This window comes from Sphingomonas sp. Marseille-Q8236 (genome assembly GCF_965112005.1).
In genome coordinates, this window is record NZ_CBCOPO010000001.1 from 819,268 (window position 1) to 843,422 (window position 24,155).

Sequence of the window (24,155 nt, forward strand, 5' to 3'; positions counted from 1 at the left end):
GCGCATGCAAGTATCGATTGGCCGCGACTGTCCCAGTCTCTATCCCAGGTTGCATGACTAATGCCCCCCAGAACCCGCCGCTGCGCGCCGCGATCGTCCCCGTGACCCCGCTTCAGCAGAATTGCTCGATCGTCTGGTGCACCGCGACGATGAAGGCGGCGGTGGTCGATCCCGGCGGCGACCTGCCCCGCATCCACGACGCCATCGCCAAGACCGGCGTGACGGTGGAGAAGATCCTGCTGACCCATGGCCATATCGATCATGCGGGCGGTGCCAAGGCGCTGTCCGATGCGCTTGGCGTAGCGGTCGAGGGACCGCAGGAAGAGGATCGCTTCTGGCTCGCCCGGCTGGACGAGGACGGGCAGGCCTATGGCATCCCGGCGCAGGTGCTGGAGCCGACGCGCTGGCTGTCGGAGGGCGATACGGTCATGATCGGCGATCTGACGCTCGATGTGTACGAGACGCCGGGGCATACGCGCGGGCATGTGATTTTCCACCATGCCCCCTCGCATTTCGCGCTGGTCGGCGACGTGCTGTTCCAGGGTTCGGTCGGGCGTTCGGACCTGCCCGGTGGCGACCACGATACGCTGATCCGCTCGATCGTGGAGAAGCTCTGGCCGCTGGGGAATCAGACGGCGTTCATTCCGGGGCACGGCCAGCCCAGCACCTTCGGGCATGAGCGGCAGAGCAATGCGTTCGTGGCGGACCGGGTATTGGGTCTGGGGTAAGCGGTTCGCGTGGGCTCCGACTTCGCTCAGCCTGAACGGAGGGTAGGATTGCTTCCCCAACCCCGTTCAGCCTGTGCGAAGTCGAAGGCCAAGGGAATCACTTCCTTTCCGCGACACTCTCCGCCCGAATCGCCTTGAACTCCGAACCCGCACGCCATTCCGGCCAGTCCCGGCTATCCGCCAGGCCCCGCCCGATCCGATAGAACAGCCCGACATCCGCCGCCGCCCCGCGCAAATCCCAGTTGGCGTCCCAGGCGTCACAGGTCTGGTGATAGCAGCGCATATAGCCGTCCAGCCACTTCTGCCCCGCCGGACGCCCACCCTCGACCAGATCTGGGGCCCCGCTGATCGCCATCAGCAGCAGCGTCGGCACGCCCCGCCGCGCGACCGAGAAATGATCCGCGCGGTAGAATAATCCGCGTTCGGGCAGCGCCTCGGGCGTCACGCTGCGCCCCTGTGCGGCGGCCGCGCTCTTCAGCCGGTCTTCCAGATCATTCTGCCCGTCACCGACCAGCATCACGTCCTTGGCAGGCCCCGCCGTCTGGAGGATGTCCAGCGTCAGGTTCGCGACCGTCTTGGAAAGCGGATAGACCGGCTTCACCGCATAGGTTTCCGACCCCAGCAGCCCGCGCTCCTCGCCCGTCCACAGCGCGAAGACCAGGCTGCGGTCGGTCTGCGGCGCGGCCTTGAACGCGCGCGCCAGTTCCAGCACCCCCGCAACGCCCAGCGCATCGTCATTGGCGCCGGGGCGGATCACCCGTCCGTCCGCATCCGCCGCGCCCTTGCCATAGGCGTCCCAGTGCGCGCCGAACATGACGACCTCGTCCGGACGGGTTTTGCCGGGCAGCCGGGCCAGAACGTTGCGGCTCTCCGCCCGCACCGTCGTGACCGGCAGATCGGCGGAGAATCGTTGGCCGTTCAATTCGACGGGGCGGAAATCGGCCCGTCGCGCAGCCTTGCGCTGCTGCGCCAGGTCCAGCCCGGCGGCGGCGAACAGCTTCGTTGCAGACTCCCCCGACAGCCAGCCTTGCAGCAGCACACGCGAAGTCGGATCGGAGCGGACGATGTCGTAATTCTCGCCGGCCGGGGCAGTGACGGTCGCCCAGCCATAGCCCGCGCCCGGCGTGTCATGGACGATCAGCGCACCCACCGCGCCCTGCCGCGCCGCTTCTTCGAACTTATAGGTCCAGCGGCCATAATAGGTCATCCGCCGGTCGCCGAACTTGCCCTTGGCATCGTCGCCATCGACCGCCTCGAAATCGGGGTCGTTGACCAGGAAGACGGCGATCTTGCCCTTCAGGTCGACGCCCTTGAAATCGTCCCAGCCGCGCTCCGGCGCATGGACGCCATAGCCGACGAAGACCATCGGCGCATCGGCGATGGCGACCCGGTCGACCGGACGGACGGTCGAGACATAGACGCCCTGCCCCTGCACCAGCGGCATCGACCCCGCACGCATCCCGCCCTGACCGATCTGGGTGCGAATCAGCGGCACGGCCTGCGTCCACTGTCCATCCGGGCCGCCGGGCTGGAGGCCCATCGCCTTGAACTGCGCGACCAGCCAGTCGACGGTCTTCGCTTCGCCGGGGGTGCCGGGCGCGCGCCCCTCGAACCCGTCGGAGGCGAGCACCTTCACATCCGCCGACAGGCGCGACGGCGAGATGGGGTCGGGTGCGGCGGCAGTCAGCGCGACGGCGGCCAGACCGATGAGGGGGAAGCGAATCATCAGCGGTCGATCCTTACAATGGTGGTGGTCGGCGCGGGCGCGCTCTGAGCGGTATAGACGATTCCGATCGCCCAGCCCGCCAACAGCGCCAGTATCGCCCAGGTTCCGATCGCGCCGCCCGCGCGCCCGACATTGGGCGCGGGCCGCATCATGCCCCAGCCATGGCCGATGCGCGCCAGGATGAACGCGCCGCCCAATATCCACAGCCAGAAGGGCGACCCACCCGCCAGCTCGACCAGTCCCATCAGGATCAGGACGAAGGGAGCGTATTCGACGAAATTCGACTGTGCCCGCATGCCGCTGGCGAGTCGCGAATCGCCGCCATCGCCGAGCAGAACCTTGCCCTTTACCCGCCCGACCACGATTCGCAGCGCGAGCCATAAATTGACCAATGCGGCCGCCGCCGCGATGCTGAGCGTGACGGGTAAGACCATAAGCGCCGCATTCTCCGTATATTGAACCCGAACACCGCCTGCCATTCCGTGGCAAAGCTTGCAACATCGGCAAAACTCGCTATAGGCGCGGGGCTTCGCGATGCGTCCGGCTGGGTGCTCACGCGGCCGGGTCTTCGATCCGGGCGCGCAATGGGTGCTGACCGTGGCGTATTCCACCCATTGTTCGAATTGATAAGGTGCCGCAATGGCCGTCCCCAAGAGAAAGACTTCGCCCTCCAAGCGCGGCATGCGCCGTGGCCACGACTCGCTGTCGATCGCCGCGTTCCAGGAATGCCCGAACTGCGGCGAGCTGAAGCGTCCGCACAATCTGTGCACCGCTTGCGGCCACTATAACGGCCGTGAGGTCGTGTCGGTCGAGGGCTGATCCCTCTACCTTTGAACTGAACGACCGTTAGAGGAACGCATGGCCGATAACGCCTGGATCGCCGTCGATGCGATGGGCGGCGACGACGGGCTGGCGGTGATGCTCGCCGGTGTCGCCAGAGCGCGACGCCGTTTCGAGGGCATGCGCTTCCTGCTGGTCGGGGACGAGGCGCAGATTGCGGAGGGGTTGAAGACCCATCCCAATCTGTCCGCCGCGTCCGAAATCGTGCACGCGCCCGAAGTGGTCGGCTCCAGCGAGAAGCCGAGCCAGGCGATTCGGCGTGCGCGCACGACATCGATGGGTATCGCCATCGATCTGGTGAAGCGTGGCCGCGCCGCCGCCGCCGTGTCGTCGGGCAATACTGGCGCGCTGATGGCGATGGCCAAGCTGTCCCTGCGCACCCTGCCCGGCATCGACCGGCCCGCGCTTGCCGCGCCACTGCCTACGCTGGGCGACAATGACGTCGTCATGCTCGACCTCGGCGCAAATACCGAGTGCGATGCACGCAACCTCGTCCAGTTCGCGGTGATGGGCGCGGCCTATGCCCGCATCCTGCTCGAACTCGACAATCCGCGCGTCGCTTTGCTCAATATCGGGTCCGAGGATCAGAAGGGCACCGACGAGATTCGTGACGCGGCCGCCGTGCTGCGCGGACAGAGCCATCTGCCCCTGAACTTCACCGGCTTTATCGAGGGCAACCAGATCGCCCGTGGTGATGTCGATGTGATCGTGTGCGACGGCTTTGCCGGCAATATCGCGCTGAAGACCGCCGAGGGCACCGCGCGCTTCGTCGGCGATCTGCTGAAGCGCGCCTTCCGCTCCTCGACCCGGTCGAAGATCGGCTTCCTGATCTCGCGCCCCGCCACCGAATTGCTGCGCGATCACCTCGACCCCAACAATCATAATGGTGCGGTCTTTCTGGGCCTGAACGGCGTGGTGGTGAAGAGCCATGGCGGCGCGACCGAACTGGGCGTCGCCACCGCGATCGGCAATGCGGCCAAGATGGTGCGCGCCGACCTGACCCGGCGTATCGCCGAGGATCTCCTGAATTTCGAGGATGCCGCATGATTCGTTCGATCATCACGGGTACGGGTTCGGCGCTTCCAACCCGGCGGGTATCGAACGAGGAACTGGCGCAGCAGGTGGACACGTCCGACGAGTGGATCGTCGAGCGTACCGGCATCCGTTTCCGTCATATCGCGGGGCCGGAGGAAACGACCGCCACGCTGGCCGCCGACGCCGCCAAGGCCGCGATCGCGGCGGCGGGCCTGTCGGCGCAGGATATCGATCTGATCGTGCTGGCGACCGCCACCCCGGACCAGACCTTTCCCGCCACCGCCACCAAGGTCCAGACGATGCTGGGCATCGACGACTGCGTCGCGTTCGACGTGGCGGCGGTCTGCTCGGGCTTCCTCTATGCCGTGCAGGTCGCCGATGCGATGCTGCGCAGCGGCGTGCAGCGTCGCGCCCTGGTGATCGGTGCCGAAACCTTCAGCCGCATCGTCGACTGGGAAGATCGCACCACCTGCGTCCTGTTCGGCGACGGTGCCGGCGCGATGGTCCTGGAAGCGCGCGAGAGCGACGAAAAGGGCGGTCGCGGCATCCTGGCGACCAAGCTCCACGCCGATGGCCGCCACAACGGCCTGCTCTATGTCGATGGCGGCCCCTCCACCACCGGCACGGTCGGCAAGCTTCGGATGAAAGGCCGCGAGGTCTTCCGCCACGCCGTCGTCAATCTGGCGCAGGTGATGGAAGAAGCGCTGGGCCTTGCCGGCCTGTCTTCCCAGGATGTCGACTGGATCGTGCCGCATCAGGCCAATGCCCGCATCCTCGACGCCACTGCACGCAAGTTGAACCTGCCTGCGGAGAAAGTCATCGTCACGGTCGACCGACACGCCAATACCTCGGCGGCGTCGGTTCCTCTGGCATTGGATACGGCCGTTCGCGACGGACGTATCCGGCAGAATGATCTGATCGTTCTGGAGGCGATGGGCGGCGGGTTTACATGGGGGGCGGCGGTCATTCGCTTTTAAACAATCGATTGACATTAACCAAGATAAATCCCTTTCGGTCCCATTAGTCGATGTGTTAGGCGATCGATTACACCATTGGGGGATGGAAAATGACCAAAGCCGGAACTTTGACCCGCGCCGATCTCGCTGAATCGCTGCATCAGGAAGTGGGGCTTTCCCGCGCCGATTCGGCGGATATCGTCGAGCAGATCCTCGTCGAGATGTGCGATGCGCTGTCGCGGGGAGAGAATGTCAAGATTTCGGGCTTTGGAACCTTCGTGCTGCGCGACAAGGGGGAGCGGATCGGCCGCAATCCCAAGACGGGGATCGAGGTGCCGATCGCACCCCGCCGCGTCCTGACCTTCCGCGCGAGCCAGATGATCCGCGATCGTATTGTCGCGGCTGGATAGACCCGAACGCCCCTCGGACGGCGGCAAGACCGATGGTGCGCTGCGCACCATCGGCGAGGTTTCGCGCGAGACCGGCGTAGCGCAACATGTTCTGCGCTATTGGGAAAGCCGCTTTCCGCAACTCAAGCCGGTTCAGCGGGCGGGCAACCGGCGCTATTATCGTGCCGCCGACCTGACATTGATCCGCCGGATCGACCGGTTGCTCAACCAGCAGGGTTATACCGTACGCGGGGTGCAGCAACTGTTCGAGAGCGAAACCCGCGTCAAGGACGACCCGGCGACGACGCTACGCCATATCCGCGATTCGCTGGCCGAAGCGCTGGCATGGGATGACCGGGCGGAAAAATAGGATTTGCAGGCGTGGGCTTCGACGTGGCTCAGGCCGAACGACGTCGAAACCCGCTCGCCCTATCTAGCCGGCTCGATCACGCCGCCCTGCCCGCCCAGCAGCAAATCCCGGCACGCCCGGTTATAGGCATGGGCACGCCACCAGAACCAGCCGCCATTGCCCACGCCCCAAGCCGCCACGCCGAGCGCCGCCCACGGAACAGCCCGCGCCGCCCGTCCGCCACGCGCGGCGATCCGACCAGCGGCCAGCCCGCCCTTCCCGATCCGCCGCGCAGTCTTGGCGAGCTTTCCCGCCGCCCGCGCCTGCGACAACAGGCCCGATCCGCCACGCAGGTCGCCGAGGATCGCGGCCGGGCCGACAAAGCCCTTGAGCTTGGCCGCGATCTCCTGCGCCTCGATCGCCATGCCGGGTTCCAGCTGACGCCGCTGCGCGCCGGTCAGGCCATAGGCATCGCCGATCTGGTCGATCATCTCCGCCAGGCTTTCGGTGCCGATGGTCAGCGCTTTCGCTCCGGCCTTCAACGCGCGGCGACGGATCAGCTTCTCATTGGCCTCGAAGGTCGCTTCGATCGCGGTACGGTCCATGATGGGTCCCTGTTCGTGCATGGACCGTTGAAGCCGCGAAACGGCCCGCCGGTTCCCTTATCGTTCGCGCGTGGCGAGGAAACGGACCTTGGGATAGCGATCGGCGACATAGCCGACCTCCCAGGCGCTCTTGGCGAGGAAGACGGGGTTGTCGTCGCGATCCTTGGCCATGGCCGAACGGTTGAGGTCCATGAACGCCTTGAGGTCGGCGGGGTCCTCGGCGGTGATCCAGCGCGCGGTGTCGAACGGCGCAGGCTCCAGCCCGGCCGCGACCTTATATTCCGCATCGAGCCGCGACAGCAGCACGTCGAGCTGGAGCTGCCCGACGACGCCGATGATCCAGTTCGACCCGATCTCCGGGTAGAAGACCTGGGTCACCCCCTCCTCGGCCATGTCGTCCAGCGCCTTGCGCAGCTGCTTGGTCTTGGTCGGGTCCTTGAGCGCGACGCGGCGCAGGATTTCGGGGGCGAAATTGGGCAGGCCGGTGAAGCGGACATCCGCCTTTTCGGACAGCGTATCGCCCACACGGAGCGTGCCGTGATTGGGGATGCCGATGATGTCGCCCGGAAACGCCTCGTCCGCGACTTCGCGATTCTGCGCGAAGAACAGGATGGGCGAGTGGACCGCGATCGGCTTGCCATGGCCCGTGGGGGTCAGCTTCATGCCGCGCTTGAAGGTGCCCGAGCAGAGCCGCATGAACGCGATTCGGTCGCGGTGCTGCGGGTCCATGTTCGCCTGCACCTTGAACACGAAGCCGGTGACTTCCTTGTTCTCCGGCGCGACGGGCGCGGGCTCGGCAGGCTGGGGCCGGGGCGGCGGCGCGTGGCGGCTGAGCGCGTCGATCAGCTCGGCGACCCCGAAATCCTTCAGCGCGGAGCCGAAATAGACGGGCGTCAGGTCGCCGTTGCGATAGGCCTCGCCATCGAATGCAGCGTACCCGGCTTGGGCCAGTTCAACCTCTTCGGCAATTTCGGCGGGCAGCGTTGGCGCGTCGTCGACCTTGCCCAGGAAGGCGCGGCTGTCGCCCTCGGGACGGCTGACCTTGCCGGTGGTCAGGTCGAGGATACCCTCGAACAGCCCGCCCATGCCGACCGGCCAGCTCATCGGCGCGACGTCGAGCGCCAGGATGTCGGCGATCTCGTCGAGCAGCTCGAAGGGCGGACGGCCCTCGCGATCGACCTTGTTGACGAAGGTGATGATCGGCACCGAGCGCAGGCGGCACACCTCGAAGAGTTTCCGCGTCTGCGCCTCGATACCGCGCGCCGCGTCGATGACCATCACGGCCGAGTCGACCGCGGTCAGCGTGCGATAGGTGTCCTCCGAGAAATCCTCGTGGCCCGGCGTGTCGAGCAGGTTGAAGGTCACGCCGTCCTTCTCGAACGTCATGACCGAGGACGTGACCGAGATGCCGCGCTGCTGCTCGATCTTCATCCAGTCCGACCGTGCGCGCCGGTTCTGGCCGCGCGCCTTGACCTCGCCCGCCAAGTGGATCGCGCCGCCGAAATAGAGCAGCTTTTCGGTCAGCGTCGTCTTACCGGCGTCAGGGTGCGAGATGATCGCGAAGGTACGGCGGGGGGAAGTCATGGGCGGCTCTGTCGAATAGGGAAATGGCGCATCCGAGCGCCCGATATGCTGCGCCTGTTACAGCAAATTGTGGCACAAGACAGGCCCTCACAAAGCTCCCCTCCCCTTCAGGGGAGGGGCCGGGGTGGGGCGGACCCGCAGGCGCGGGGTTTGGGGCGAGGCCCCACCCCAAACCCCTCCCCTGAAGGGGAGGGGCTACAGAGGTGTCACCCCGCCAGCGTCACCGTCATCTGCATGACCTTCTCACCCCCGACCGGCACGACGAAGACGCCGGGCTTGTCGGCGAAGTCGCCGTCGAACCCTTCCGGGTCGGCAATGCCGTGCCAAGGCTCGACACAGACATAGGCGGCCCCCGGCTTGGTCCAGATGCCGAGCTTGGGCGTGTCGGGGAAGGCGATGCGGAGTTGCGGCGCGCCCTTGACGCCATAGGTCAGCGACTGGCTCTCGACCGGGTCCCAGACCAGCGCGTCGTCGGTGAACAGATCGTCGGCCAGGTGCAGCACGCGGCCGTCGAGCGGGCTATCGCGGCGATCCTCGGCGATCAGGCCATCGGGCGCGATCTTGCGCAGGCGGGCGGGCTCGTCCTTCTCGAAGAGGATGCGGTGGTCCGCGCGGGCCTCACCATAGGGCAGCGGCCAGGCGAAGGCGGGGTGGAAGCCGAAGCTGGCGGGCATCGGCTCTTCGCCCCGGTTGAGGACGCGGATTTCCATCACCAGCGTCGCCTCCTCCAGCCGGAACTCCGCCTCCAGCCGGAAGGCGAAGGGATAGGAGGTGCGCGTTTCCTCGCTGTCGCCCAGCGAGAAGACCGCGCGGGTGGCCTCGTGCGTCACCAGTTCGAACATGGAGTGGCGGGCAAAGCCGTGCTTGGCCATCGGGTAGTGCTGGCCGTTCAGGCGGATGCCGTCGCGGGTCACGCCGATCACTGGGAACAGCAAGGGCGCGCGGCCGGTCCAGAAAGCCGGGTCCGCATTGGTCATCAGCTCGCGACCCTCGGCGTCCTGCAATGACGACAGTTCTGCGCCGAACGGATTGATCGCCGCCGACAGATGGTCGTTGCCGATGCGGACCCAGTTTTCCTCATTAGCCACGGAGTTGCGCTCCCTGCTTGGCGGCCGCCGCGACGATCTTGTCGGCGATGGCCTTGAGTTCCTCGTCGGTGAAGCTCTTCTGCGAAGGTTGCAGAAGCACCTCGACCGCGACCGACTTGTGCCCCTCGGGCACGCCTTGTCCGGCGAATACGTCGAACACGCGCGCGGCGGTGATCGCGGCCTTGTCCGCGCCGCGCACCGCGCGGATCAGTTGGTCGGCCGCCAGATCGGTGGGCACCAGGAAGGCGAAGTCGCGCTTCACGGACTGCAACGCCGGGGGGGTGTAGGCCGGGCGCATGAAGCCAGTGGCCCGCTTGGGCGGGATCGCGTCGAGATAGAGCTCCACCGCCGCCACCGCGCCGTCAAGGTCGAACGCCTTGAGCACCGAGGGGTGGACCATGCCGAACGCCGCCAGCACCGTCTTCGGCCCCAACCGCAGCGTGCCCGACTGGCCGGGATGCCAGGCCTCGCCCGCCTCGCCCATCACCTGCAAGTTATCCACAGGCGCACCGGCCTGCGCCAGCAGCGCGATCGCCTCGGCCTTGGCGTCATAGGCGTCGAAGCCCTGCGCCTTGCCCGAGCGCCAGTTGCGGGGCGTCTTGTCGCCCGCCAACACCACGCTCAAAGTCGGCCGCTCGGCCTCCTCCAGATAGCGGCGGCCGATCTCGAACAGCCGCACGCTGGTCGCGCCGCGCTTGATGTTGCGCTCGGTCGCGGCGAGCAGGCCGGGAAGGAGCGAGGGCCGCATGACCTTCAGATCCTCGCTGATCGGGTTGGCGAGCGTGAAGGCGCCACCGCCGAAGGGCGCAGCCTGCGCCTCGCTGATGAAGCTCCACGTCACCGCTTCATCGAGCCCACGCGCGGCGGCGGCGCGGCGGGCGCGACGCTCCAGCTTCTGCTGCGGCGTGGCGGTGGGACGCGCGACGCCGGGGGCGCGGGGGAGCGCGACCGGGGGAACATGGTCGATCCCCTCGATGCGGATGACTTCCTCGACCAGATCGGCGGGGCCGTCCACGTCGCGACGCCAGCTCGGCGCCGTGACCTGCCAGTCGGCGGTGACGGTGAAGCCCAGCGATTCGAGGATCGCCTTTTGCCGATCGGGCGCGATGGCGAGGCCGCCCAGCGTCTCGGCGAGGTTCGGATCATAGGCGATGGTCTTCGCCACGACCGGCGGCTCACCGGCCCGCGTGACGTTGCTCGCCTTGCCGCCGCAGATATGCTGGACGAGGAAGGTCGCGATGGCGAGGCCGTCGTCCAGGAAGGCGGGGTCCACGCCCCGCTCGAACCGCGTCCGCGCGTCGGAGGTCAGGCCGAGCTTCTGGCCGGTGCGGGCAATCGCCTCGGGGGTGAAGTACGCGCATTCGATGATGACGTCGGTGGTCGTCTCCGACACGCCCGAATGCTCGCCACCCATGATGCCGCCGATGTCGTGCACGGCCACGTCGTCGGCGATGACGGTCATGCCTTCCGACAGCGTATAGGTCTTGCCGTTGAGCGCCTCGACGGTCTCGCCTTCACGCGCCTTGCGCGCGACCAGAGCGCCCGACAGCTTGGCCTTGTCATAGACGTGCAGCGGGCGACCGAGATCGACCGTCATGTAATTGGTGATGTCGACCAAGGCAGAGATCGGCTTCTGCCCAATCGCGGTCAGCCGCTGGCGCATCCATTCGGGCGCCTCGCCATTGGTCAGGCCCGATACGCCCTGCGCGTAGAAGGCCGGGCAGCCCTCCGCATCCTCGATGCGGACGTCGGGACCAACCCCCTCGCCCTTCACGTCCGGCACGGTCGGCGCGATCAGCGTGCCCAAGCCAGCAGCCGCGAGGTCGCGCGCGATGCCGTGCACGCCCATGCAGTCCTGCCGGTTGGGCGTGATCGATACGTCGATGACCGGATCGTTGAGCCCCGCATAATCGGGGAAGGACGTGCCCACCACCGCATCCTCGGGCAGCTCGATGATGCCGTCATGGCCCTCGCCGATCTGCAACTCACGCGCCGAGCACATCATGCCGTTCGACTCGACGCCGCGGATCGCCGCGACCTTGAGGGTCACGTCGAGACCGGGGACATAGGCCCCCGGCGCGCCGAACACGCCCACCAGGCCTGCGCGGGCATTGGGCGCGCCGCATACGACCTGCATCGGGCCGTCACCCGCATCGACCGACAGGACCTGCAACTTGTCCGCCTGCGGATGCCGCTCGGCCGACAGGATGCGCGCGACGCGGAACGAGGACAGCGCCTCGCCCGGATTGTGGACGCCCTCGACCTCCAGGCCGATACGGGTCAGCCCCTCGACGATCGCGTCGAGCGAGGCGTCGGTGTCCAGATGGCTCTTCAGCCAGCCCAGGGTGAACTTCATGCGCCGACTCCTCCCGACAGCGTGGGTACGTCGAGGCTCGCGAACCCGTAATGCTTCAACCAGCGGATATCGCCGTCGAAAAAGGCGCGCAGATCGTCCATGCCGTATTTCAGCATGGCGAGGCGGTCGATGCCGCAACCAAAGGCGAAGCCCTGCCACTCATTGGGGTCGAGCCCGCATGCCTCGATGACCTTGGGGTGGACCATGCCGGAGCCGAGAACCTCCATCCAACCGCCACCCGAACCGCCGATGACGCGCTTGCCCTTCTCGATGGTGTAGCCGACATCAACCTCGGCCGAGGGTTCGGTGAAGGGGAAATAGCTGGGGCGCAGGCGCAGCACGATGTCGTCGCGCTCGAAGAACGCCTTGAGGAAGGTCTCCAGCGTCCATTTCAAATGGCCGAGCGTAATGCCCTTGTCGATCACCAGACCCTCGACCTGGTGGAACATCGGCGTGTGGGTCGCATCCGAGTCGGAGCGATAGGTGCGGCCGGGCGCGATGATGCGGATCGGCGGCTTCTGGTCCAGCATGGTGCGGATCTGCACCGGCGAGGTATGGGTTCGCAGCACGCGGCGCACCGTCCGCTCGTCGCCGCCCGCCTCGACACCCGCCAGATAGAAGGTGTCGTGCATCGCGCGCGCCGGATGCGTCTCCGGAATGTTGAGCGCGGTGAAATTGTGCCAGTCGGTCTCGACCTCCGGCCCCGTCGCGACGGCGAAGCCCAGATCGGCGAAGATCTCGGCCAGTTCGTCCATCACCTGGCTGACCGGGTGGACGGTACCGAAGCCGCTTCCCTCGACCGGCAAGGTCATGTCCAGCCGCTCGGACGACAGCCGCGCGTCGAGCGCCGCCTGCTCCAGCGCGGCCTTGCGGGTCGCCAGCGCCTCGGTCACCGCCTCGCGCAGCGAATGAATCTTGGGGCCTTCGACCTGTCGCTCCTCGGGGCTCATCTTGCCCAGCGTCTTGAGCAGCTGGGTGATCCGCCCCTGCTTGCCCAGCGCATCGACGCGAACCACCTCCAGCGCGTCGAGCGCGGGGGCGGCGGCGATCGCGACGAGCAGATGCTCGCGCATGTTTTCGAGTTCGTTGCTCACTCTTCACTCCGTCGGCCGCATGGTCCGCCCCGAAGAGGGCGAGCCGGACCGGTTTGCGGGATTGCCCCCGCCGTAGCGGCTAGGGGTGGCCCGGATCAATCCTTCACGCGGTCACCGGCCTCCCGGGTCGCGCAAAACCCACGAGGCCCGCGTTAAATTTACCATCTTCACGAAATGACCTGGTAACTTATCCTGCATTAAGACCAGCATGTGTTCGCCGGGGGGCCGCCGACACGAATCGGGGGCCGGATTGCTCACACTTGATATAGCCAGCCTGCAAGTCGTGGCGGCGCTCGGCAGCATATTATCCGGGCTGATCCATTTTTTCCCCGGCATGGTCACTCGTGAGCCCGGACGCTGGCCCTATTGGTGGGGCACCGGCAAGATCCTGGTCGGCGCGAGCAATGCCCTGGGCCTGTGTTTTGACGGCAGCCGGCTTTCCCTTCTCGAGCGGATCAGCGACCTGTTCCTTCTCACCGGCCTGTGTTTGTGCGTCACCGGCCTGTCGATCTTCTCGCGACGTCGCCTGCCACCCGCGATGATCTTTTTCCTGGCGGGGATGATGAGCTTCAGCGTGCTGCTGTTGCTGTACAGCGATCATGATTACCGGCTGCCGATCGTCGTGCTCGGCGGCACGCGGACGGTGTTGAACGCGACCACCGCCTGGATGCTGATCTCCATCGCGCAAGCGGAAAAGCTGCGGACTGCCTGGGTCATGGGGCTGTTGTTCGCGGCATCGGTACCGCTGTTCGTGGTGCGCACCACGCTGTTGCTGGCCGCGTGGAACGACCCGAGCTGGGCCGACACCGCGCAATGGACCGCCGATTGGAGCATCGGCATCGCAATCATCCTCGTCTCGCTTAGCCATTTCGCGCTGTTGCTGATCAATGCGGAACGGGTGCAACGCGGATTGAGCGAGCAGGCTTCGCGGGATCATCTGACCGGGGCGCTCAACCGGTTCGGCATGGGAGAGATCGAGTCGAAGCTTCGCGGCATGGTCACGCTGCTGCTGATCGACATCGACCGGTTCAAGGCGCTGAACGATGGACAGGGACATGCGGCGGGCGATGCGGCGCTGCGGATGCTGGCCGATCTCGCGCAGCGGGAAATGGGAACGGGCGGCACCCTGGTGCGGATCGGCGGCGACGAGTTTCTGTGCATCCTGCCGGATCATGACGAAATGACGGTGCGGTCGATCGCGACCCGGCTGTCCCACCGTTTCGACCGCGCGGTCGCGGCCCTGGCGGACGGACCCCTTTATCCTTCGCTCAGCATCGGCCTGTCGCGGGGGTGGGTCAATGGCAATCTCGATTCCCTGATCGAGCAGGCGGATGCCGCCATGTATGCGATCAAGCGCGTTCGCCACGCCGGCAGCCCGGTCGCCTATGCGACAGGCCAAGCGGCGGCGGGGAATCACCCTGCCGCCGCCCGCATCCTTACAGCGCCTTGGCCGAACCCGGCGTGTTGACGCCCATGGATTGCAGATAGCGCTTGATGTTGCGCGCTGCCTGGCGGAGGCGCTGCTCGTTCTCGACCATGGCGATGCGGACGAAGCCCTCGCCATTCTCGCCATAACCGACGCCGGGCGCCACCGCGACCTTGGCCTCGGTCAGCAACTGCTTGGAGAATTCCAGGCTGCCCAGATGCGCCAGTGCGGGGGGTAGCGGGGCCCAGGCGAACATCGAGGCGCGGGGGGAAGGGATGTCCCACCCGGCACGCCCGAAACTTTCGACCAGCACATCGCGACGCTTGTGGTAAAGCTGGCGGTTCCGCTCGACAATGTCCTGCGGCCCGTTGAGCGCGGCGCAGGCCGCCGCCTGGATCGGGGTGAAGGCGCCGTAATCCAGATAGGACTTCACCCGCGTCATCGCCGCGATCAGCTTCTTGTTGCCGACCGCGAAGCCGATCCGCCAGCCCGCCATCGAATAGGTCTTGGACAGCGAGGTGAACTCGACCGCGACGTCCTTGCCGCCCTTGACCTGCAGGATCGAGGGGGTCGGATTGCCGTCATAATATAGCTCGGAATAGGCGAGGTCGCTCAGGATCCACAGCTCATGCTCCTTTGCGAACGCCACCAGCCGTTCGTAAAAGGCCAGGTCCACCGTCTCGGCGGTCGGGTTGGACGGGTAGTTCACGACCAGCACCGAGGGGCGCGGCACGGTGAAGTGCATCGCCCGCTCCAGGCTCTCGAAATAGGCTTCGTCGGGCGTGGTCGGCACCGCGCGGATCGTCGCGCCCGCGATGATGAAGCCGAAGGTGTGGATCGGATAGGAGGGATTGGGCGCCAGGATCACGTCGCCCGGCGCGGTGATCGCGGTGGCCAGCGACGCCAGCCCCTCCTTCGACCCCATGGTGACGACCACCTCGGTCTCGGGGTCGAGATCGACGCCGAAGCGGCGGCCATAATAGTTCGCCTGCGCGCGGCGGAGGCCCGGAATCCCCTTGGACTGGGAATAGCCGTGCGCGTCGGGCTTCTTGGCCACCTCGACCAGCTTGTCGAGGACATGGTCTGGCGGCGGCAGGTCGGGATTGCCCATGCCCAGATCGATGATGTCCTCGCCCCCCGCGCGCGCCGCCGCCCGCATCGCATTGACTTCGGCGATGACATAGGGTGGCAGGCGCTTGATGCGGTAGAACTCTTCGGACATGGGTCCCTCTGTGTAACGAATTGGGACCCGATACTTAGCGCCTTTCGTTGAACAACGCGACCCGACATGACGGCGCAATATCCTGACGCTAGAGTGGGCCCAAACGAACGAGAGGATGCGATGACGGCCGCTCACGCGACAGCCCCCAATTCCACAGGTGCCCTGCCGACCCTGGAAGAATTGCAGCATTGGACCTGGGTGATGGGCCGGGCGCAGCAGATGATGATGGAGGCCGCGCTGACCCCGCCGCCCGAGGGCGTGCCGGTGGTGCCGGGCTTCAATGACCCCGCCACCGTCGAACGGGTCCGCGACTTCTGGTCCGACTCGATGAAGCTGTGGCAACGCTTCATCGACCCGGCCGCCGAACCCAGCGTCGCCCCCAAGCCCGATCGTCGATTCAAGGCGGAACAGTGGCAGTCGCCGCTCTTCGATTGGATTCGGCAAAGCTACCAGGTGATCTCCGACCATATGCTGCGCGGCGTCGACGCGCTGGAGGGGGTGGAGCCCAAGCAGAAGGAGCAGATCCGCTTCGCCGCGCGCGCCTTTGTCGACGCCATGAGCCCGACCAATTTTCCCGCGACCAACCCGGAAGTGCTCGACAAGATAGTCGAGACGCGCGGCGAGAATCTGCTGAAAGGCTTGCAGAACATGCTCGCCGATCTGGGCCGCGGGCAGCTCACCCATAGCGATTCGCGCGCATTCGAGGTCGGCCGCAATCTGGCCGCCACGCCGGGCAAGGTGGTGAAGCGCACGCCGCTTTACGAACTGATCCAGTACACGCCCACCACCGGACAGGTGGCGGCGGTGCCGATCCTGATCTTTCCGCCCTGGATCAACCGCTTCTACATCCTCGACCTCGCGCCCGAGAAAAGCCTGATCAAATGGCTGGTCGACCAGGGGTTCAGCGTCTTCATGGTGTCGTGGAAATCCGCCGACGCCACCATGAAGGACGTGATCTGGGACGATTACGTCACCGCGCAGGTCGACGCGATCGACACGGTGCGCGACCTGCTCGGCGTGGAAGCGGTCCATACCGTCGGCTACTGCGTCGCGGGCACCACGCTCGCCGCGACGCTCGCCTATCTTTCGGCCGAAGGCGAGGCGGCCAAGGTCGCCAGCGCCACCTTCTTCACCGCGCAGGTCGATTTCTCGAAGGCGGGCGAGCTGCTCCACTTCGTCGATGACGAGCAACTGGCGCTGATCGGCGCGCTGTCGCCCGATGGTTTCCTCGACGGACGCTATCTGGCGGCGACCTTCAACCTGTTGCGCGGGCGCGACCTGATCTGGAATTACGTCACCAACAACTATCTGCTCGGGCGCGATTATATGCCGTTCGACCTGCTCCACTGGAATGGCGACGTCACCAACCTGCCCGCCAAATGGCATCTCAGCTACCTGACCGACCTTTACCGCGACAATCTTTTGATGACGCCGGGCGCGATGGCAGTGGCGGGGGTGCCGCTCGATCTGACCAAGGTGGCGACCCCGGCCTATATCCAGGCGGGGCGAGAGGATCATATCGCCCCACCCGAAAGCGTGTGGAAGATCACCGAGGCCTTTACCGGCCCCTTGCGCTTCGTGCTGGCGGGGTCGGGGCATATTGCGGGCGTGGTAAATCCTCCGGCGGCGGGCAAATATCAATATTGGACCAATGATACGCCCGCCGAAACGCTCGCCGAGTTCGTCGCCGGGGCGAAAGAGACGAAGGGTAGCTGGTGGCCCGATTGGGCGGAGTGGCTTCGCACCCGCGACGCCGCCACCATCGTGGCGGAAGGCGCGCGCATACCAGGACAAGGCTCTCTCCCCGCCCTCGAAGACGCCCCCGGACTTTACGTCAGGCAACGCTGATCCGCTTTTGCTGCACTGCACAATGGACTTGATTTTCGCCCGCGAATCGCTATTGTGCAGCGCAACAAATCGGGAGAGTGCTGTTGGACAAGAACAAGCCGACCGTCACCGCTGCCAAGCCAGCGGCCAAAGCGCGTCGCGCGGCCAAGCCGGTCGCCGCCAAGACGCTGCCGGGCCTTCCTTCCGATCCTACGCCGACCGCCAAGCCCGTCGCCATCGAGACTGCCGCGCCTGAGAGCCCGAGCCTGCCGCTAAGCCAGTCGGCCAAGCCCGCCGCACCGGTCGCCGACAAGCCCGTCGCGCCGCTGGCCGTAAAGCTCGCGCAGCCTGCCCCGACGCCCAAGGCTCCGAAGGTCGCCGCGCCCAAGCCTGCCCCCAAGCCGGTGGCGGTGGCGCCCGAAGCCAAGCCGGTGGAGCCGCCCAAGCCCGCTCCGGCACCGGCTCCGGTGGCGGAGGCCCCCGAAATTTCTTCCCCGACCGCCGCGGTTTCGGCGGACTCAAAGCCCAAGGACATGATCATGGACGCCACGAGCACCATCGAAAACGCCGCCCAGGACACCGCCGCCAAGACCCAGGCCTTTTTCGGCGACGCCCAGGCCCGCACCCAGGCCACCATGGAGAAGAGCGCCAAGCTGTTCGAGGACATGGTCGCCTTCAACAAGGGCAATCTGGAAGCGGTCGTCGAATCGTCGAAGATCGCCGCCAAGGGCGCCGAGTCGCTCGGCCAGGGCGCAGCGGACTATGCCAAGCGTTCGTTCGAAACCGCGACCCAGACGCTCCAGACCCTGTCGTCGGTCAAGTCGCCGACCGAGTTTCTGAAGCTCCAGTCGGACTTCGCCCGTTCGGCCTTCGACTCGATGGTCGCGCAGACCTCGCGCTCGACCGAGACGATGATGAAGCTGGCCGGCGAGATCGCTCAGCCGCTGAGCAACCGCTTCGCGGTCGCCGCCGAAAAGATGAAGACCGTCGCCTAATCCGCGAAGGGTTCCATCACCAAAGTGAAGAGGGCGGTCGCCGATGCGGCCGCCCTTTTTCGTGCGTGTGGTGGATTGCGCCCATTGGACAGGCGGGCCGCGAACGGCTTTTCCCCCCCTCCGTCCCCGGGCCGGGAGAGGGGCTTTTCCGAAAATGACGCCGAGCCGTATTTCCATCCCCACTGGCATCCCGCGCGCGCCGCGCCTATCTTCTCTCGATGTCGTTCTTCGGCCGCTTCTCCCCCGTTCGCGCGATCCGCGACCTGCGATTCTTCCTGTCGCAGCGCCAGCCCTATGAGCTGGTCTTCCTGATGATCGCGGTCGGGATCACCGGCTTCTTCATCTATGCCTTTGCCCGCGACGATTATGTGCCGGTGCCGTACAAGCCGGACATCATCTATGTCGAACAATGGCGCGCCGACCGCACCGATGCGGAGATCCGGGCGCAGCAGAAGATCGATTATGGGAAGAAAAAGCAGCGGCTGGCCGAGGAGAAGGCCGCCAAGGATCAGCGCCAGGCCGAATTCAAACGCGTGGACGATGCGCTGAACAAGTGGGGCATCTGACCGATCATCGCTGGATGGGCGCCGCGCTGGCCCTGACGGGTCGCGGCGTCGGGCGGACCGCGCCCAATCCCAATGTCGGTTGCATTCTGATTCGTGACGGTCGCGTCTTGGGGCGCGGATGGACGCAGCCAAGCGGGCGCCCCCATGCCGAGGCGATGGCGCTGGCGGAGGCGGGCGAGGCGGCGCGTGGGGCGACCGCTTATGTCACGCTGGAGCCCTGTGCCCATATCTCGCCCCGCGGCCCTGCCTGCACCGACCTGCTGATCGCCGCCGGAGTTGCGCGAATCGTCGCGGCGATGGGCGATCCCGATCCACGGACCAACGGCCAGGGTTTTGCCCGCGCCCGCGCCGCCGGGATTTCGGTGACGACGGGCATTCGCGAGGCGGAAGCCCGCGCAATGATTGCGGGCTTCCTGACTCGCCGGGAAAAAGGCCGCCCCTTCGTCACGCTGAAGCTCGCCACCTCGCTCGACGGCCGGATCGCGCGGCCCGATGGCGAGAGCCGCTGGATCACCGGGCCCGAGGCGCGCGCTCATACCCATCTGGAGCGCAGCCGCCATGAGGCAATCCTGGTCGGGCGCGGCACGCTGGAGGCCGATTCGCCCCGGCTAGACGTCCGCCTGCCGGGCCTGGAAGACCGCAGCCCCCGCCGAATCCTGCTCTCCCGCACCCCCGCGCCCGGTTGGGAAACCATCCCCTCCCCCCATGCCGTCACCGATCTGGCGGGCGTCGACCGTCTCATGGTCGAGGGCGGGGCGCAAACCGCGTCCGCCTTTCTCGCCGCCGATCTGGTCGATCGGCTGCTCCTCTATCGCGCGCCGATCCTGATTGGGGAGGGTCGCGCGGCGCTGGGCGATATCGGATTGCACAGGCTGGCCGATGCGCATGGCCGCTGGCGCCTTGCCGACTCGCGGATGCTTGGCAGCGACCGGTTGGAGGTCTACGAGCGCGACTGATATGTTTACCGGGATCGTCACCGACATCGGCTCCGTCACCGCCGTCGAGGCGCGCGGCGACACGCGAGTCGTCATCGCCACCGCCTATGATACGGCGACCATCGACCTGGGCGCGTCGATCGCCTGTTCGGGCGTCTGCCTGACCGTGGTCGAGAAGGGCCCCGACTGGTTTGCGGTCGACGTCTCGGCCGAGACGATCGGGCGCACCGCCGACCAGTGGATCAGCGGCCAGCGCCTGAACCTCGAACGCGCGATGAAGCTGGGCGACGAGTTGGGCGGTCATATCGTCACCGGCCATGTCGACGGCGTCGGCTCCGTCGTGTCGGTCGCCGAGGAAGGCGGATCGCACCGCGTCTTCGTGGCCGTTCCGTCCGACCTCGCCCCCTTCATGGCGACCAAGGGTTCGGTCACGATCGACGGCGTCTCGCTGACCGTCAACAGTGTCGAGGATACGAACGACGGCACGGTGATCGGTCTGAACATCATCCCCCACACCGCCGCGGTCACCACCTTGGGCGGCATCGTGGAAGGCCAGCGCGTCAATATCGAGATCGATGTGCTTGCCCGTTACCTGCAGCGCATGGAGCATTATCGTGGCCGCTAATCCCGACGCTCTGGCCGGCCTGCGGCGCGGCTTCCTGTCCAGCCCCGAAGAGATCATCGACGAGGCGCGCAATGGCCGCATGTTCATCCTGGTCGATGACGAGGATCGCGAGAACGAAGGCGACCTGGTCATCCCCGCGCAGATGGCGACGCCCGAGAAGGTCAACTTCATGGCGCGGCACGGGCGCGGCCTGATCTGCCTCGCCATGACGCGCGAGCGGGTCGACACGCTCGGCCTGCCGCTGATGAGCCCCAAGAACGGGACGCGGCACGAAACCGCCTTCACCATCTCGATCGAGGCGCGCGATGGCGTGACGACCGGCATTTCGGCTGCCGATCGCGCGCGGACCATCGCGGTGGCGATCGACGCGAGCCAAGGCCCCGACTCGCTGGTGACGCCGGGCCATGTCTTCCCGCTGGTCGCGCGCGACGGCGGCGTGCTGGTGCGCGCCGGGCATACCGAGGCGGCGGTCGATGTCGCGCGGCTGGCGGGGCTCAACCCCTCGGGCGTGATCTGCGAGATCATGAACGAGGATGGGACGATGGCGCGGATGGACGACCTCGTCTCCTTCGCGCAGCTCCACAATCTCAAGATCGGCACGATCCGCGACCTGATCGCCTATCGTCGCCGCTACGACCATCTGGTCGAGTTGCAATCCGAAGCCACGTTCGAGAGCGAATGGGGCGGCACCTGGACCGCGCGTGCCTATCGCAACAAGGCGACGGGCACCGAGCAGGTCGCTCTGGTCAAGGGCAAGCTGGACACCGACAAGGCGGTGCTGGTGCGGATGCACGCCATGACGCCCTTTGCGGACATGTTCGGCGAGGCCGGGCCGCGGGGCCATCTGCTCGCCAAGTCGATGCGGATGATCGCCGAGGAGGGCTCGGGCGTGATCGTCGTCATCAACCGCCCGCGCACCGACGCCTTCACCACCGCCGTCCGGCTGAAAGCGGGCGAGGAGGTGCAGATCGACATGGAGGAACTGCGCGATTACGGCGTCGGCGCGATGATCCTGGCCGAAATGGGCGTGCAGGACATGGTGCTGCTGACCAACACCCATCACACGCTGATCGGGCTCGACGGGTACGGCCTGTCGATCGTCGGCGAACGTCGCATCGAGAATTTTGAGGGAGACGCCTGATGGCGCATGTGTTGATCGTCGAGGCGCGCTTCTACGAGCATCTGAACGACCTGCTCCTGTCGGGCGCGCGCGCCGCGATCGAGGAGGCGGGCCACAGCCATGAGACGATCACCGTCCCCGGCGCGCTGGAGATTCCGGGCGCGGTGGCGATGGCGGCGGACACGGGGCGTTACGACGCCTTCGTCGCGATCGGCGTGGTGATCCGCGGCGAGACCTATCATTTCGAGATCGTCTCGAACGAGAGCGCGCGCGGGCTGATGGCGCTGACCATGGATGGCCTGCCGATCGGCAACGGCATCATCACCACCGAGAACGAAGCGCAGGCGCTGACCCGTGCCAAGCCGGACGAGAAGAACAAGGGCGGCGAGGCGGCCAAGGCGGCGCTCGCCATGCTGGCGCTGAAAGGCCGGTTCGGGTGACATCGCCTGTCCTCCAGACCGAACGGCTGACCTTACGGCTGCCCTCGGCGGAGGATTTCGAGGCCTGGGCGGCGTTCCATGCCGAGGCGGACACGATGCGCTTCCTGGGCGGCGTGCAGGCGCGCGGTGCGGCATGGCGAGGCCTGTGCACCATGGTGGGCGCGTGGAGCGTGCGCGGTTTCGCCATGTTCTCGGTGATCGAGCGCGACACCGGGCGTTGGGTCGGGCGGATCGGGCCATGGCAGCCCGAGGGCTGGCCGGGCCACGAAGTCGCCTGGGGCGTGGCGCGGGAATTCGCCGGGCGCGGCTATGCCCATGAGGCGGCGGTCGCGGCGATCGACTATGCCATCGATGTGCTGGGCTGGGACCATGTGATCCACACCATCGACCCGGAGAATATCGGCTCGATCAGGCTGGCGCAGCGGCTGGGGGCGGTGAACGAGGGACCGACTCGCCTGCCCGCACCGCTGGAGAGTTTCCGGGTGGACGCTTGGGGCCAAAGCGCCGACCAGTGGCGCGCCCGGCGAGATACAGCCTCCGCATGACCGACATGCCGCCCACCCGCTTTCGCGTCGTCGAGCGGGGCCGGCGGCTGGAAGTGATCGACACCCAGGCGGGCAAATCGCCGCCCGCGCAGCGGACGCCGACGCCGCGCCCGATCGCCTCGCCGAGCAAGCCGCGATTCCAGCTACCGGAGAAGCTGCGCTTCGACGGCGGGGGAAGCTGGGCGACCGATAGCTTCTACGACGCCAAAGGGCCGCGCACGCTGACGCTGGATACAGGCGCGATGCAGAAGCTGCGCTATGCCGGGGCCGGGTTGGTGGCGATGGTGGTCATCTGGGTGGTTCTGGCGTTCGCCATTCCCATCGCCTGGGGAGCACCGCTGCTGCTGTTCAATTCCAAGACCCGCGAGACGGTGCGCGATCAGGTGACCGCCTTTCTCGACGGGCTGGATACCACCGAATAACCCTACCTCCGTTCACGCTGGGCGAAGTCGCAGCCTACGCTTCGGACTCCCTTGGCCTTCGCCTTCGCTCAGGCTGAACGGAACAGGGAATATAGGTCAGCAGGGATGCTGTGGAGGCGGGAGAATCACCCCCCGCCCCCCATCGCTCACGCCGCGCGGGCCTGCTCGTCGAGCGTGGGATAGTCGATATATCCCTCCGGCCCCTGGCTGTACCAAGTCTTCATGTCGCTCTGGGTCAGCGGCGCATCGGTGCGCAGGCGTTCGGGCAGGTCCGGATTGGCCAGGAAGGTGCGTCCGAACGCGATGGCATCCGCCACGCCCGAATCGAGCGCTCCTTGCGCCTTTTCCCGGCTGTCGAAGTCGCTGTTGAGGATCAGCGGACCGGTAAAGACCTTGCGGATCTGCGGCGACAGCTTGGGTACGTCGGTGCTGCCATAGGTGCCGTCCGGCCCGATCTCGCGTAGTTCGAGAAAGGCGATGCCGAGGTCCGACAGCATCTTCGCGGCGGGCACGAAGACCGAGGCCGGATCGCTGTCGTCCACGCCCTGGCTGTCGCCATTGGGGGACAGGCGCACCCCGACCCGCTCCTTGCCCGCGACCGCGATCACCCGCTCGGTGATCTCGCGGAGCAGGCGGATGCGATTCTCCGGCGAGCCGCCATATTCATCCTCGCGATGATTGGCGTTGTCGCGCAGGAATTCGTCGATCAGATAGCCATTGGCGGCATGGATCTGCACCCCGTCGAACCCGGCGGCCAGCGCATTGCGGGTGGCGAGCGCATAATCGTCGAGCAGACGCGGAATTTCGGACAGTTCGAGCGGCCGGGCGGTCTCGAATTCCTGCTTGCCCTCATAGGTATGCGCCTGACCTTCGGTCCGGGTCTCCGAGGACGAGACCGGCTGCATCCCCGTCACCGAACTGTGCACCTGACGGCCCATATGCCAGAGCTGCGCGACGATCCGGCCGCCCGCCTTGTGCACGGCGGCGGTAACGGGCTTCCACGCCTCGACCTGTTCGTCGGTCCACAGGCCCGGCGCATAGGGCCAGCCCAGGCCTTCGCGGCTGATACCGGTCGCCTCGGAGATGATGAGGCCCGCGCTCGCCCGCTGGGCATAATATTGCGCCATGATCGGCGTCGGCACCGCCTCGCGCGTCGCCCGCGCGCGGGTCAGCGGGGCCATCAGGATGCGGTTTGGCGCGTGAATGGCACCCAGATCGATGGGATCGAACAGCGTTGGCATCAAAATCAAATCCTTCTGTGGCCTTTCCGGCCTGACGCAAC

General features: G+C 66.6%; 25 protein-coding genes. 16 read left to right on the plus strand and 9 right to left on the minus strand.

The annotated features are described in order from the left end of the window. The first annotated feature begins 53 nt into the window (after positions 1-53). Entirely contained in the window at positions 54-728 is a 675-nt protein-coding gene (locus ACWPWT_RS03815; RefSeq protein WP_454278639.1) for an MBL fold metallo-hydrolase, read from the plus strand. A 97-nt stretch (positions 729-825) separates the two neighbouring features. Here the strand turns inward: ACWPWT_RS03815 and ACWPWT_RS03820 are convergent, their stop codons facing one another. Together ACWPWT_RS03820 and ACWPWT_RS03825 are read right to left on the minus strand one after the other, a co-directional pair. Beyond that, positions 826-2,454, minus strand: coding sequence for a M28 family metallopeptidase (locus ACWPWT_RS03820; protein WP_454278640.1), 1,629 nt, complete (start codon positions 2,452-2,454; stop codon positions 826-828). Next, positions 2,454-2,888, minus strand: coding sequence for an MAPEG family protein (locus tag ACWPWT_RS03825; protein WP_454278641.1), 435 nt, complete (start codon positions 2,886-2,888; stop codon positions 2,454-2,456). Before ACWPWT_RS03825 ends, ACWPWT_RS03820 begins: the two co-directional genes overlap by 1 nt. Positions 2,889-3,093: 205 nt before the next feature. Between ACWPWT_RS03825 and rpmF the strand changes: the two genes are divergently transcribed. The 5 genes from rpmF (at position 3,094) to ACWPWT_RS03850 (ending at position 6,044) form a co-directional block, all read left to right on the plus strand. Beyond that, on the plus strand, positions 3,094-3,273 hold the full coding sequence (rpmF, locus tag ACWPWT_RS03830) for a 50S ribosomal protein L32 (RefSeq protein ID WP_230482852.1): 180 nt from the start codon (positions 3,094-3,096) through the stop codon (positions 3,271-3,273). A 39-nt stretch (positions 3,274-3,312) separates the two neighbouring features. Beyond that, positions 3,313-4,341: a phosphate acyltransferase PlsX gene (gene plsX, locus ACWPWT_RS03835; protein WP_454278642.1), complete on the plus strand. Its 1,029-nt coding sequence runs from the start codon at positions 3,313-3,315 to the stop codon at positions 4,339-4,341. Beyond that, positions 4,338-5,306, plus strand: a complete 969-nt coding sequence (locus ACWPWT_RS03840) for a beta-ketoacyl-ACP synthase III (RefSeq protein ID WP_454278643.1) — start codon at positions 4,338-4,340, stop codon at positions 5,304-5,306. Before plsX ends, ACWPWT_RS03840 begins: the two co-directional genes overlap by 4 nt. Before the next feature lie 89 nt (positions 5,307-5,395). Then, positions 5,396-5,695 carry an integration host factor subunit alpha gene (locus tag ACWPWT_RS03845; RefSeq protein WP_261268316.1) on the plus strand — a complete coding sequence of 100 codons (300 nt, stop codon included), beginning with the start codon at positions 5,396-5,398 and terminating at the stop codon, positions 5,693-5,695. After that, positions 5,679-6,044, plus strand: a complete 366-nt coding sequence (locus ACWPWT_RS03850) for a MerR family transcriptional regulator (RefSeq protein WP_454278644.1) — start codon at positions 5,679-5,681, stop codon at positions 6,042-6,044. Before ACWPWT_RS03845 ends, ACWPWT_RS03850 begins: the two co-directional genes overlap by 17 nt. Before the next feature lie 59 nt (positions 6,045-6,103). On the opposite strand, the gene ACWPWT_RS03855 is transcribed toward ACWPWT_RS03850, so the two are convergent. The 5 genes from ACWPWT_RS03855 to pheS form a co-directional block, all read right to left on the minus strand. Further along, positions 6,104-6,628 (minus strand): hypothetical protein, encoded by a 525-nt coding sequence (locus ACWPWT_RS03855; protein ID WP_454278645.1) that lies wholly within the window; start codon positions 6,626-6,628, stop codon positions 6,104-6,106. 57 nt (positions 6,629-6,685) lie between these two features. Then, the gene (locus ACWPWT_RS03860; RefSeq protein ID WP_454278646.1) at positions 6,686-8,212 is read right to left on the minus strand and encodes a peptide chain release factor 3; all 1,527 of its coding nucleotides are present in this window, start codon (positions 8,210-8,212) and stop codon (positions 6,686-6,688) included. Positions 8,213-8,418: 206 nt separating this feature from the next. Continuing rightward, a complete protein-coding gene (locus tag ACWPWT_RS03865) occupies positions 8,419-9,300 on the minus strand; it encodes an aldose 1-epimerase family protein (RefSeq protein ID WP_454278647.1) in 882 nt (293 codons plus the stop codon). Further along, positions 9,293-11,656 carry a phenylalanine--tRNA ligase subunit beta gene (pheT, locus tag ACWPWT_RS03870; protein ID WP_454278648.1) on the minus strand — a complete coding sequence of 788 codons (2,364 nt, stop codon included), beginning with the start codon at positions 11,654-11,656 and terminating at the stop codon, positions 9,293-9,295. Before pheT ends, ACWPWT_RS03865 begins: the two co-directional genes overlap by 8 nt. Continuing rightward, positions 11,653-12,729, minus strand: a complete 1,077-nt coding sequence (gene pheS, locus ACWPWT_RS03875) for a phenylalanine--tRNA ligase subunit alpha (protein ID WP_454279878.1) — start codon at positions 12,727-12,729, stop codon at positions 11,653-11,655. Before pheS ends, pheT begins: the two co-directional genes overlap by 4 nt. Positions 12,730-13,000: 271 nt before the next feature. Between pheS and ACWPWT_RS03880 the strand changes: the two genes are divergently transcribed. After that, the gene (locus tag ACWPWT_RS03880; protein ID WP_454278649.1) at positions 13,001-14,218 is read left to right on the plus strand and encodes a GGDEF domain-containing protein; all 1,218 of its coding nucleotides are present in this window, start codon (positions 13,001-13,003) and stop codon (positions 14,216-14,218) included. Here the strand turns inward: ACWPWT_RS03880 and ACWPWT_RS03885 are convergent. Then, complete coding sequence (locus ACWPWT_RS03885; RefSeq protein ID WP_261268323.1) at positions 14,187-15,398, minus strand: LL-diaminopimelate aminotransferase; 1,212 nt, start codon at positions 15,396-15,398, stop codon at positions 14,187-14,189. The two genes, ACWPWT_RS03880 and ACWPWT_RS03885, sit on opposite strands and share 32 nt — an antisense overlap. A 120-nt stretch (positions 15,399-15,518) precedes the next feature. Between ACWPWT_RS03885 and ACWPWT_RS03890 the strand changes: the two genes are divergently transcribed. From ACWPWT_RS03890 to ACWPWT_RS03930, 9 genes are all read left to right on the plus strand, one after another. Continuing rightward, a complete protein-coding gene (locus tag ACWPWT_RS03890) occupies positions 15,519-17,246 on the plus strand; it encodes a PHA/PHB synthase family protein (protein WP_454278650.1) in 1,728 nt (575 codons plus the stop codon). 83 nt (positions 17,247-17,329) lie between these two features. Next, positions 17,330-18,220: a TIGR01841 family phasin gene (phaP, locus tag ACWPWT_RS03895; RefSeq protein WP_454278651.1), complete on the plus strand. Its 891-nt coding sequence runs from the start codon at positions 17,330-17,332 to the stop codon at positions 18,218-18,220. A 218-nt stretch (positions 18,221-18,438) separates the two neighbouring features. Further along, entirely contained in the window at positions 18,439-18,786 is a 348-nt protein-coding gene (locus ACWPWT_RS03900; RefSeq protein ID WP_454278652.1) for a hypothetical protein, read from the plus strand. Between the two features lie 14 nt (positions 18,787-18,800). Further along, positions 18,801-19,742, plus strand: coding sequence for a bifunctional diaminohydroxyphosphoribosylaminopyrimidine deaminase/5-amino-6-(5-phosphoribosylamino)uracil reductase RibD (gene ribD / locus ACWPWT_RS03905; RefSeq protein WP_454279879.1), 942 nt, complete (start codon positions 18,801-18,803; stop codon positions 19,740-19,742). Between the two features lies 1 nt (position 19,743). Continuing rightward, the gene (locus ACWPWT_RS03910; protein WP_454278653.1) at positions 19,744-20,346 is read left to right on the plus strand and encodes a riboflavin synthase; all 603 of its coding nucleotides are present in this window, start codon (positions 19,744-19,746) and stop codon (positions 20,344-20,346) included. Then, the gene (gene ribB, locus ACWPWT_RS03915) at positions 20,336-21,487 is read left to right on the plus strand and encodes a 3,4-dihydroxy-2-butanone-4-phosphate synthase (RefSeq protein WP_454278654.1); all 1,152 of its coding nucleotides are present in this window, start codon (positions 20,336-20,338) and stop codon (positions 21,485-21,487) included. Before ACWPWT_RS03910 ends, ribB begins: the two co-directional genes overlap by 11 nt. Then, positions 21,487-21,906, plus strand: a complete 420-nt coding sequence (gene ribH / locus ACWPWT_RS03920; RefSeq protein WP_076714215.1) for a 6,7-dimethyl-8-ribityllumazine synthase — start codon at positions 21,487-21,489, stop codon at positions 21,904-21,906. The genes ribB and ribH overlap by 1 nt, the downstream gene beginning before the upstream one ends. Then, entirely contained in the window at positions 21,903-22,451 is a 549-nt protein-coding gene (locus ACWPWT_RS03925) for a GNAT family N-acetyltransferase (RefSeq protein WP_454278655.1), read from the plus strand. The genes ribH and ACWPWT_RS03925 overlap by 4 nt, the downstream gene beginning before the upstream one ends. Next, positions 22,448-22,873: a hypothetical protein gene (locus tag ACWPWT_RS03930; protein WP_454278656.1), complete on the plus strand. Its 426-nt coding sequence runs from the start codon at positions 22,448-22,450 to the stop codon at positions 22,871-22,873. The genes ACWPWT_RS03925 and ACWPWT_RS03930 overlap by 4 nt, the downstream gene beginning before the upstream one ends. A 146-nt stretch (positions 22,874-23,019) precedes the next feature. Here ACWPWT_RS03930 and ACWPWT_RS03935 read toward each other — a convergent pair whose 3' ends face one another. After that, positions 23,020-24,114, minus strand: a complete 1,095-nt coding sequence (locus ACWPWT_RS03935) for an alkene reductase (RefSeq protein ID WP_454278657.1) — start codon at positions 24,112-24,114, stop codon at positions 23,020-23,022. Positions 24,115-24,155: the final 41 nt, after the last annotated feature.

What these genes read in the sequence shown, in the direction of transcription:
- ACWPWT_RS03825 (WP_454278641.1), bottom strand. Translation starts at nt 2,888, where the DNA reads ATGGTCTTACCCGTCACGCTCAGCATCGCGGCGGCGGCCGCATTGGTC.
- ACWPWT_RS03820 (WP_454278640.1), bottom strand. Translation starts at nt 2,454, where the DNA reads ATGATTCGCTTCCCCCTCATCGGTCTGGCCGCCGTCGCGCTGACTGCC.
- ACWPWT_RS03840 (WP_454278643.1), top strand. Translation starts at nt 4,338, where the DNA reads ATGATTCGTTCGATCATCACGGGTACGGGTTCGGCGCTTCCAACCCGG.
- ACWPWT_RS03910 (WP_454278653.1), top strand. Translation starts at nt 19,744, where the DNA reads ATGTTTACCGGGATCGTCACCGACATCGGCTCCGTCACCGCCGTCGAG.
- pheS (WP_454279878.1), bottom strand. Translation starts at nt 12,729, where the DNA reads ATGCGCGAGCATCTGCTCGTCGCGATCGCCGCCGCCCCCGCGCTCGAC.
- ribD (WP_454279879.1), top strand. Translation starts at nt 18,801, where the DNA reads ATGGGCGCCGCGCTGGCCCTGACGGGTCGCGGCGTCGGGCGGACCGCG.
- ACWPWT_RS03815 (WP_454278639.1), top strand. Translation starts at nt 54, where the DNA reads ATGACTAATGCCCCCCAGAACCCGCCGCTGCGCGCCGCGATCGTCCCC.
- ACWPWT_RS03930 (WP_454278656.1), top strand. Translation starts at nt 22,448, where the DNA reads ATGACCGACATGCCGCCCACCCGCTTTCGCGTCGTCGAGCGGGGCCGG.
- rpmF (WP_230482852.1), top strand. Translation starts at nt 3,094, where the DNA reads ATGGCCGTCCCCAAGAGAAAGACTTCGCCCTCCAAGCGCGGCATGCGC.
- ACWPWT_RS03845 (WP_261268316.1), top strand. Translation starts at nt 5,396, where the DNA reads ATGACCAAAGCCGGAACTTTGACCCGCGCCGATCTCGCTGAATCGCTG.
- pheT (WP_454278648.1), bottom strand. Translation starts at nt 11,656, where the DNA reads ATGAAGTTCACCCTGGGCTGGCTGAAGAGCCATCTGGACACCGACGCC.
- ACWPWT_RS03890 (WP_454278650.1), top strand. Translation starts at nt 15,519, where the DNA reads ATGACGGCCGCTCACGCGACAGCCCCCAATTCCACAGGTGCCCTGCCG.
- ACWPWT_RS03900 (WP_454278652.1), top strand. Translation starts at nt 18,439, where the DNA reads ATGTCGTTCTTCGGCCGCTTCTCCCCCGTTCGCGCGATCCGCGACCTG.
- ACWPWT_RS03885 (WP_261268323.1), bottom strand. Translation starts at nt 15,398, where the DNA reads ATGTCCGAAGAGTTCTACCGCATCAAGCGCCTGCCACCCTATGTCATC.
- ACWPWT_RS03860 (WP_454278646.1), bottom strand. Translation starts at nt 8,212, where the DNA reads ATGACTTCCCCCCGCCGTACCTTCGCGATCATCTCGCACCCTGACGCC.
- ribH (WP_076714215.1), top strand. Translation starts at nt 21,487, where the DNA reads ATGGCGCATGTGTTGATCGTCGAGGCGCGCTTCTACGAGCATCTGAAC.
- ACWPWT_RS03935 (WP_454278657.1), bottom strand. Translation starts at nt 24,114, where the DNA reads ATGCCAACGCTGTTCGATCCCATCGATCTGGGTGCCATTCACGCGCCA.
- plsX (WP_454278642.1), top strand. Translation starts at nt 3,313, where the DNA reads ATGGCCGATAACGCCTGGATCGCCGTCGATGCGATGGGCGGCGACGAC.
- ACWPWT_RS03855 (WP_454278645.1), bottom strand. Translation starts at nt 6,628, where the DNA reads ATGGACCGTACCGCGATCGAAGCGACCTTCGAGGCCAATGAGAAGCTG.